This window comes from uncultured Cardiobacterium sp. (assembly GCF_938028185.1).
GTDB lineage: Bacteria > Pseudomonadota > Gammaproteobacteria > Cardiobacteriales > Cardiobacteriaceae > Cardiobacterium.
Map to the genome: position 1 here is coordinate 1 of NZ_CALJAH010000470.1, position 9,240 is coordinate 9,240.

7 protein-coding genes are annotated in these 9,240 nt (G+C 61.0%); all 7 read right to left on the minus strand.

What is annotated here, in order from left to right:
• Positions 1 to 193 precede the first annotated feature (193 nt).
• Positions 194 to 1,438, minus strand: coding sequence for a serine/threonine transporter SstT (gene sstT / locus Q0349_RS13590; protein WP_298081553.1), 1,245 nt, complete (start codon positions 1,436 to 1,438; stop codon positions 194 to 196).
• A gap of 131 nt (positions 1,439 to 1,569) precedes the next feature.
• Positions 1,570 to 2,097 carry a cysteine hydrolase family protein gene (locus Q0349_RS13595; RefSeq protein ID WP_298081554.1) on the minus strand — a complete coding sequence of 176 codons (528 nt, stop codon included), beginning with the start codon at positions 2,095 to 2,097 and terminating at the stop codon, positions 1,570 to 1,572.
• A 92-nt stretch (positions 2,098 to 2,189) separates the two neighbouring features.
• The gene (locus Q0349_RS13600; protein WP_298081555.1) at positions 2,190 to 3,905 is read right to left on the minus strand and encodes a hypothetical protein; all 1,716 of its coding nucleotides are present in this window, start codon (positions 3,903 to 3,905) and stop codon (positions 2,190 to 2,192) included.
• Between the two features lie 67 nt (positions 3,906 to 3,972).
• Complete coding sequence (locus Q0349_RS13605; RefSeq protein ID WP_298081556.1) at positions 3,973 to 5,583, minus strand: hypothetical protein; 1,611 nt, start codon at positions 5,581 to 5,583, stop codon at positions 3,973 to 3,975.
• Positions 5,584 to 5,712: 129 nt separating this feature from the next.
• Positions 5,713 to 6,672 carry an acetyl-CoA carboxylase carboxyltransferase subunit alpha gene (locus tag Q0349_RS13610; protein ID WP_298081557.1) on the minus strand — a complete coding sequence of 320 codons (960 nt, stop codon included), beginning with the start codon at positions 6,670 to 6,672 and terminating at the stop codon, positions 5,713 to 5,715.
• A 3-nt stretch (positions 6,673 to 6,675) separates the two neighbouring features.
• The gene (locus tag Q0349_RS13615; RefSeq protein ID WP_298081558.1) at positions 6,676 to 7,131 is read right to left on the minus strand and encodes a hypothetical protein; all 456 of its coding nucleotides are present in this window, start codon (positions 7,129 to 7,131) and stop codon (positions 6,676 to 6,678) included.
• The coding region (locus Q0349_RS13620; RefSeq protein WP_298081559.1) for a response regulator at positions 7,132 to 9,240 on the minus strand (2,109 nt) is incomplete at its 5' end.

A 9,240-nucleotide genomic window follows, 5' to 3' on the forward strand; every position in this document is an offset into this window, starting at 1 on the left:
GGTCGGCCATTTATGGCCGACATCAAAAAACGTCGGGCATGAATGCCCGACCTACGTTTTATGATGCAGCGAGCAGGTTAGGCCAGGCGCAGCCGACTGAAACAGCTTGCGTAGCAAGAAACCCAACAAACCACGTCCGCAGGGGCAGCGCCGTTGGCTTACGCTCGTGCCTCGCTAACCCAACCTACGCAGACTACGACTGCGATGGCGCAGCGGTACGCGCCATTTTGCGCTGGTCGGCGAGGTCGGCGGCGGCGGTAAAGAGTACGTCCGAGGAGGAGTTGAGCGCGGTTTCGGCGCTGTCCTGCACCACGCCAATCAGCACGCCGATGGCGATGACTTGCGCGGCGGTGTCGCCGTCGATGCCGAGCAGCGAGCAGGCCATCGGGATGAGCATCAGCGAGCCGCCGGGGACGCCCGATGCGCCCGCCGCGCCGAGGGTGGCGAGGAAGCAGAGCAGCAGCGCGTTCAGCGGGTGTACCGGTACCTGCATGGTGTGGGCAGCGGCGAGCGAGAGGACGGCGATGGTAATCGCCGCGCCGGCCATGTTGATGTTGGCGCCGAGCGGGATGGAGATGCTGTAGGTTTCTTCGCGGATGTGCAGTGCTTCGCAGAGGTCAAGGTTGATCGGGATGTTGGCGGCGGAGCTGCGGGTGAAGAAGGCGGGGATGCCGCTTTGGGTGAGGCAGCGCCAGACCAACGGGTAGGGGTTCTGCCGCAGGATGCCCCAGGTGAGCAGCGGGTTCACAATCAGCGCGACCACTGCCATGCTGCCCAGCAGCACCGCGATGAGGCGGGCGTAGGTGTGGAAGGTGGAGAAGCCGGTGGTGGCTACGGTGGCCGTCACCAGGCCGAAGACGCCGTAGGGCGCGATGCGGATGACGAGCGAGACGATGTAGTGGATGACGCGCGCAGCGTCGTCGAGTACGGTTTTGGTGTTGGCGTGGGCGTGGCGCAGGGCGATGCCGGCGAGCATCGACCAGGCAAGGATGCCGATGTAGTTGCCGTTGGCGGCGGCGCTGATGGGGTTGTCGGTGATTTTGAAGAGGAGCGCGGTCAGCACTTCTTTCAGGCTGCCCGGCGCGGTGACGGCTTCGGGGTTGCCGCTGAGGTAGAGTGTGGTGGGGAACCAGGTGCTGGCGACGACGGCGACTGCGGCGGCGGCAAAGGTGCCGGCGACATACAGGGCGATGATGGTCTTCAGGCCGCGCGCTTGTCCCTGCTGGTGGCGCGAGATGGCGTGGGTGATGAGGACGAAGACGAGGATGGGCGCGACGGCGCGCAGTGCCTTGGTGAAGAATTCGCCGAGGATTTGGAAGTATTCGGCGGATTGCGGCATTTCCGCCTTGAGCAGGATGTAGCCGATGAGGATGCCGAGCAGCATGGCGCAGAGGATTTGGCGGACGAGCGATTTGCCGAGCCAGCGGAGGAATTGCATGGGGTTTCCTTGTGATGGTTGAAAGGGCGGCTATGGTAATGCCGCACCTGTCTTTCCGGCAATGTTGCGGTAGTGGTTTTTGCGGGGCGGGGGTTATGGGCGGAAATCCGCCTGCCACCGGGTTGGTCGGGTTAGCCGGACAGCATGGCTGCGGCTTCGGCCACGTCCGGCATGGCGGCGAAGCGGCCGCGCATGATGCCGCTGTGGTGCTCGTATACTTCCTGCGCCGACCATTTGCCGTTGGCGAGCGTGCTGTTGCCGCCTTCGGGCAGCACCACGTCAAAATCCAGATAGTTGGCAGTGCGCACGGTGCTTTCGATGCAGTATTCGGTCATCATGCCGACGACAATCAGGCGGCGGATGTTGTTTTGGTGCAGGTAGTCCAGCAAATCCGTGCCTTTGAAGGCGCTGCTGTATTGTTTGTCGATAATGCGCTCACCCGGTTGCGGGGCGATGCGCGCGGCAATCTGCCAGCCGGGGCTGCCGGGCTTGAGCTGCGGGTCGTTTTCATCGCCGTGGCGCACGTAAATTACTGTGCGGCCGTGGGCGCGGGCGGTGGCCAACAGCTGCCCGATGACGGCGAGCATTTCTTCGGCGCGGTAAGGCTGCATATCAAGTAGCGACTGCTGGGTGTCGATCACCAGGAGGGCGGTTTTCATGAGGGGTTCCTTTTGGATTGGGATTGTCTGAACCGGGGTTTCCACAGCGGGAAACGCGACGGCTTCGGGCGGCGCTTTTTCGCGGGACGGGGTTATGGGCGGAAATCCGCCTGCCAGCGCCACGGCAGGGCAAGGGCGATGAGATTGAGCAGGCCGATGCTGAACGGGTTGGGGTAGAGGAAGATGCCGTACGGGTGGCCGTGCAGACCGTCGTAGGCGGTGATTTTCAGCGGGATGAGACCGGTGAGCCAGCCGGTGAAGCAGGCGAGGTTGAGCGCGAGCAGCAGCCAGCCGAACGGGCGGACGCGCAGCGGCGGTTGCCACGCACCGGGCGTGGGCGGGGTGCCGTCGCAGGCGGCGTTGGCAGTCGCGGCGATGTCGCAGATGGCGGCGTAGTCGCACAGACGCTTGGTGTTGATGCTGCGGTGGCTGTGTGCCAACGTGAAGTCGCGGATATGAAATTGCAGTTGTTCCGGAAAAACGCCGTATTCGGCAACGGCATGGACGTCCAGCAATTCTTGCCAGGCGATGTGGCAGTTGCGCGCGCCGCTGTAGAGTTTGCCGCCTGTAATACGTTCAGCGCCAAAGCGTTTGTAGGTGGGGTGATTGACGGGCAGGTCTGTCAGACTGCACTGGCGCGGACTGGCGAGGGCGAAACGCAGGCCGTGGCGGTCAGCGCTGGCAAACGGTTCGGCGGGCGCGAGAAAGCCATGCCGGAAATTGCGCCACAGGACGCGCAGCACCAGCGCTATCAGGATGAGGTCAAACAGCGCCCAGCCGGGATGCGCCAAATACCAGCGCGGCGCGGTTGCGGTCGTGCCGGTCAGCAGGAACAGGGCAAGCAGCAGCCAGAAGTAGAGGCGAATGTTGCAACTGCGCACGACGCGCGGGTGTTTGTACCAGTAACGCGCGTTTTCCACCTCCGGTGGTGGTGCGGGCGGGGCGGGCAGTTCGCCGCGGTACGCCTGACGGCGGTAGTCGGCGAAGCTATGGAGACCGTGATGCAGGCCGTAGAGGATGAGCGCGGCGCAGATGCCGGTGAAGAGGGTCATGGCAGCGTTGCTCAAGAGCGCCAGCAGCGGCAGGGCGAGGGCGGTGGCGAGGTTGAGCGCGAGCAGCAGCCAGCCGAACGGGCGGATGTGCGGCGGGGCTTGGGTACTACTGGCGGCGAGTTCGGCGAGGTCGGCGGCGAATGCTTCGCGGTGCATTTCTTCCAGCTCGGCGGCGATGGTGCGGTCGGCGGCGATGTGCGCGGGCAGCGGTTCGGTGTGGCCGTGCAGGCGGCTGAGGGCAAGGTAAAGGTCGTGGTTATCTTCTTCGTCCAGCACCGGGGCGGTGTGGATGTATAGCCATCCCCCCAAAGCCTCATACTTTCTTCGGCGGCGCGCCTTGTCTGAGGCTTTGGGGGTATCGCCATATTCGCTGTTGCCATCGCGGTATTTGAGGACGAGCTGTTGCGGGTTATAACGGAAATCGACGTCTTGCAGTTCCGGCCAGTACCGTTGCCAGTTGAGGCGGCCTCCGCCGAGGTGGCCGGCGGGACGGGCGCGGGCGAGGGCGAGACCGTCGTGGTCGATGCGCGCCACCGGTGCTTTCGCGCCGATGAAGGCGTTGCCGATTTCACGCCCGGCCAGCGCGACGAGAACGGGCAGGAATACGGCAGCGGGCAGCGCGAGTGTCAGAGGTGTGCCGCGCACGAGGATGATGGCGCAGAGGGTGGCGGGGACGAGCAGCCAGAAACAGCGGCGGTTGGCGTGCTGGATGAGGCGCGGGTGTTTGTACCAGTAAAGGGCAGGGCGGTCGGGCATGGGGCAAATGGTTGGTGTGGATGGCTATTTTTTCAAAGTGTGGGTGGAGGCGGGTGCGGTGCCAGTTTCAGGTATCGGGATGGAAGCCGATGATTTGCAATGCCGGAATATCGTTATCCGTCCAACTGATACCGCGCCGGTTTTTGTCCAGAAATGCCTGTGGCAGACTGCGCAGCGGGTTGCCGCTTATATCGAGATGGCTTAATTCTTTTGCCAATGCTTCACTCTCAGGCGGAAATTCGCTGATCCGGTTTCCGGCCAAATAAAGTCCATACAGTTCTTTTAAGCGGGCTATGCCGGGTGGCAGTGCAGTAAGTTGAGTGTACTCCAAATGAAGCGACCGCAATCCGCTTAATGCCAGGATTTCTTCAGGGAAACGGGATAAGGGATTGTGGGTGTATTTCAGTTTTTTCAGTCCGGCCAGTTTGCCAATCTCCTGCGGGAAAGCCTCAAATTCGCAGCATGATAAATCCAGTTGTTCTAGCCCTTGTAGTGTTGCAAATGTTTCAGGCAGTTGTTGCAACGGATTGTTTGACAGCAGCAGGGTTTTCAGTTTTTGCAGTGCGCCTGTTTCTGCGGGCAGGTTTTGTAACTGTGCATCGCATATCTCCAGCTCCTGCAAGGCGGCAAGTCCGGCAATGCCTGCGGGTAACCGGGAAATGTTGGTATTGTTCAGCGTCAGTTTTTCCAGTTTTTTGAGCTGGCCAATTTCGTCCGGCAATGCGACCAGCGGGGTATTGTCCAGGCATAGTTGCTGTAGCGCGTGCAGTTGGCCGATGCTTGTTGGCAAGGTTTTTAACCGGGTATTTTCAAGGTCGAGCGCTTGCAGGTGTTGTAATTGGCCAATTTCGTCTGGCAGTTTTTCGAGCGGGGTGTTTTTCAGTTTTAATTCACATAAATTTGTCAATTTTCCGATCGCTGCAGGCAGGGTTCTCAACCGGGTTTCCCGCAAATCCAGTTTCCATAGTTGGGTGAGCTGCGCCATTTCGTCTGGCAGTTTTTCCAGCGGGGTATTGGTAAGTTCCAGCTCCTGCAGGCCGGCCAGCCCGCCAATGGCTGCGGGCAGTCCGTTTAATCGGGTTTCCCGCAAATCCAGTTTGCATAATCGAGTAAGTTGCGCCATTTCGTCCGGCAATTTTTTCAGCGGATTTCTGGGCAGCAAAAGCTCTTCCAGATTCGTGAGCTGTCCGATTTCTTTTGGTAGTGTGGTAAATTCGCAGTCATTGATATGCAGGGAACGCAGGTTTTTCAGCTTGGCAATTTCTGGCGGCAGTGTACTGATTTGGGTCATATTGAGCTGGAGTGCTTGCAGGGATTGCAGTTCGCCAATTTCGGCTGGAAGACGGTTAAACCATTGTTTGGGTCTGTCTTTGTCGCCCAACTGAAGCGTCCACAAATAGCCGAACAGATCTCCGGCAAAGATGGTGATTTTCCGCAGCTTTCGGCATTGCGCAATTTCTGGCGGCAGGGTTTCGATGCGCCAGCCGCCCACCCACAGTTCTTCCAGGTTTTCAAAGCGGGCGATTTCCGCCGGGACGATGCTGATGGTGTAATCGGAGATGGCGCATCTGCGTACCCGCTGGTAATCCCCGGCGGTCAGTTTGCGCAGGTCGTTGGCGATGTCGCCTAGTTCAATGGCGGCAGGGTCTGTTTCCCAGCGGTAGATGTATTTGCTCATGGGTGTCTCCTGACGGGTTGGTTTTCCGGGCAATGTGCAAGGTTTCTGTGAGTGGCCATGCGCACTCTCTTTTGGGCGGATGCGGTTATGAAAACACCCGCCGGAGCGGGTGTCGTGCTTTGGGGCGGGTCAGGCGGTGGTGAACTGGCCGTAGGCGCGGATTTTTTCTTGTCGCCTTTGCAGCCGTTCGGCGCTGTCGAGTGCTTCGAGGGTTTCGAGTTCGCGGGCGAGGGTATCGCGCAGGGTTTGTGCCATCGCCGCCTTGTCGCGGTGCGCGCCGCCTAGGGGTTCGGCGATGATGCCGTCTATCAGGCCGAGTTTTTCCAGTTTGCCTGATGTTACCTGCATGATTTCTGCCGCTTCCGCTGCTTTTTCCGCGCTGTGCCAGAGGATAGAGGCGCAGCCTTCCGGCGAGATGACGGAGTACATACTGTATTGCAGCATCAGCACGCGGTCGGCAACGCCGATGGCGAGTGCGCCGCCGCTGCCGCCTTCGCCGATGACCACGGCAATGGTCGGGATGTCCAGTTTGCTCATCTCGTAGAGGTTGCGCGCGATGGCTTCGGACTGGCCGCGTTCTTCGGCGCCGATGCCGGGGTAGGCGCCGGGGGTGTCGATGAAGGTGATGAGCGGCAGGCGGAAGCGTTCGGCCAGTTTCATCAGCCGCAGCGCCTTGCGGTAGCCTTCGGGGCGGGGCATGCCGAAGTTGCGCCGCACTTTTTCTTTGGTGTCGCGGCCTTTTTCGTGGCCGATGATCATCACCGGGCGGTCGTTCAGCCGCGCCAGTCCGCCGACGATGGCGTGGTCGTCGCCGTAGTGGCGGTCGCCGTGCAGCTCGCGGTAGTCGGTGAAGGCGGCCTTGATGTAGTCCAGGGTGTAGGGGCGCTGCGGGTGCCGCGCCAGTTGGGCGATTTGCCAGTCGTTGAGGCCGGCGAAGATGTTTTCGGTGAGGGTTTTGGTTTTGGTTTCGAGGCGGCTGATTTCGTCGCCGAGGTCAACTTCGGTCTGGCTGCTGAATTGGCGCAGTTCGGCGAGTTTGTATTCGAGTTCGGCGATGGGTTGTTCAAATTCGAGGTAGTCGGGGTTCATGCGTCAGCTCATGGTCAGTTCGGCTTCCAGTGCCATCAGGTTGGGGAGGACGATACGTTTGCCGTCTTCGTGCCCGGCGAGGGTGACGTAGCGCGAGATGTAGCGGTGGCTGCCTTTGCCCAGCGGGCGGATGTCGTCTTCGCTGGCGTTCATGATCAGCGGTTCGCCGTGCGCAAGGATAGCATATTGGCGGTAGCGCCCTTGCGGGTTGACAGCGTTGACGAGTACGGTGCGGTAGTTGCTGCGGTCTTCGTCTTTGCGTTCGGCGAGCGGTTTGTTGCTGAAGTAGTCCACCAGCGGGATTTTGTCGTTCTGGATGAGCAGGCCGCCGATGATGTATTCGCTGCCGCTGTCTATGAGCAGCGGCGGCGCGTAGGGGAAGACGTGCGCGATGAGTTCGGCCGGCAGGATAAGGTAGTCCTGCGCGGTCGGCACGAGCATGATGTTGATTTGGTTCATTTAGAGTTCTCCCCGTTTTTTCAGCAGGTGCTCCAGGGTCTGGATGAGGACTTCTTCGCTGTAGGGTTTGCCGAGGTAGCCCTGGACGCCGATGGCGTCCGCGCGTTCGCGGTGTTTGTCGCCGGTGCGCGAGGTGATCATCACGATCGGCACGTCGCTGACGGCGCTGCTGTTGCGGACGTGGCTGGCAAATTCAAAGCCGTCCATGCGCGGCATTTCGATGTCGAGCAGGATGATGTCCGGGGTGAAGTTCGCCAGCACTTCGATGGCGTCAAGGCCGTCTTTGGCGGTGGCGACGTTGTAGTGGTGGCGTTCGAGCAGGCGCGTGCTGACTTTGCGCATGGTGACGGAGTCGTCCACCACGAGGACGTTCGGGATGCGTGCTTCTTCGGCGGCGGCGACTTCGTCGTGGATGGGCGTCAGGTTGGCGATGCGGCGAGACAAATCGAGCAGTTCGAGTACCGGCACGACGCGACCATCGCCAAGGATGGTGGCACCGGAGATGCCGGGGATGTTCAGCACTTGCCGGTTGACGTTTTTGACGATGATTTCGAGGCGGTTGAGGATGCGGTCCACGTGGAAGGCGACCGGTTCGCCGCCTGCGTTGATGAACAGCACCGGCGCGCTTTGTTCTTCCACGGCGAGGGTGTACTGCTCCGGCTTGAAGTAGGCGCCGAGGATGTACTGGCGGTAGTCCTGGTCGTTGTAGTGCTGGTACACGGTTTCGCCGTCGAAGCTGCGTTGCAGGCTGTCGCGGTCCACCTGGCTGATGGCGGCGATGGAGGACATCGGTGCGGCGAAGGTTTGTCCGGCGATTTCAACGAGCAGTACTTCGGCGATGCTCATCGAGAACGGCATACTCAGCGTGAACTGGGTGCCTTTGCCGCGCAGCGAGTACACGCCAATCTGGCCGCGGCGCTGTTTGACCATTTCGTTGACCACGTCCATGCCGACGCCGCGCCCGGCCAGTTGCGACAGGGATTCGGCGGTGGAGAAGCCGGAGCGCAAGATGAGGGTGCTGAGGTAGGCTTCGTCGTGGGCGCGTTCGGGGTCGAGCAGGCCTTTGGCTTCGGCTTTTTCGCGGATGCGGTCGTAGTTCAGCCCCTGACCGTCGTCAATGAGGTCCACCGAGAGTTCGGCGGCGTGGACGGAGACGACCAGTTTGATGGTGCCGGTTTCGGGTTTGCCTGCGGCAAGCCGCTCTTCCGGTTTTTCGATGCCGTGCGCGAGCGAGTTGCGGATCATGTGTTCCAGCGCGGGCAGGATGTCTTCGAGCAGGCGGCGTTCGACTTCAACGTCGCCGCCTTCAAGGACGAAGTTGACGTCTTTGCCGACGCTTTTCGCGGTCTGTTTGACCAGGCGGCGCAGGCGCGCTTCGTGGACGTCAAACCGCATCAATTGCGTGGTGAGGAGGTGGTCCTGGATGCCGCGCTGGATGATGCCCTGCTGCGTCGAGAGGTTGCGCAGGATGATGTTGTCCTGGCTCAGCGTGTCTTGCAGGTTCTTGAGGTCGTCGATGGCCTCGGAGATTTGCCGCGACAACTGCTGGATTTCGGTGAAGCGGTCCATTTCCAGCGGGTCGAAGTGGGTGTCGTCTTCGCCCTGCTGTTCGCGGCGGTAGAGCAGTTGTGCTTCGGTTTCGCCGTCGAGGCGGCGCATTTGTTCGGCGATGCGGGCGGCGACGCGCGTCAGTTCGTTCAGGTTGAAGTCGGCTTCGCTGATGATGTTTTCCATGCGCGAGCGCATGATGGCGGTTTCGCCGGTCATCGCGATCATTTCGTCGAGCAGTTGCGCATCGACGCGGACGTAACGCGGCAGGTTGTCGGCGTTGGCGCTGTCTTTGTCTTTCGCGGCTTCGGTTTTTTTCTCTTCTTTTTTCTCCGGCTGTTCGTTGCCGTATTCGATGACGGATTCGACGCCTTCGGGTTTGCCGTCAAAGCCTTTGTCTTGAGCCTTGTCGTGTGCGTCGTGCGCCGGTTCCGCCGGACGGTCATCGTGATGCGGCGCATCGTGGTGATGGTCGTCGTGCGGACGCGCCTCGTGCGCGGCGGCGGGGGCATGGCTGTCGCCCGCGCCTGCACTGGCGGCACTTTCGGCGTGCGCGGCATG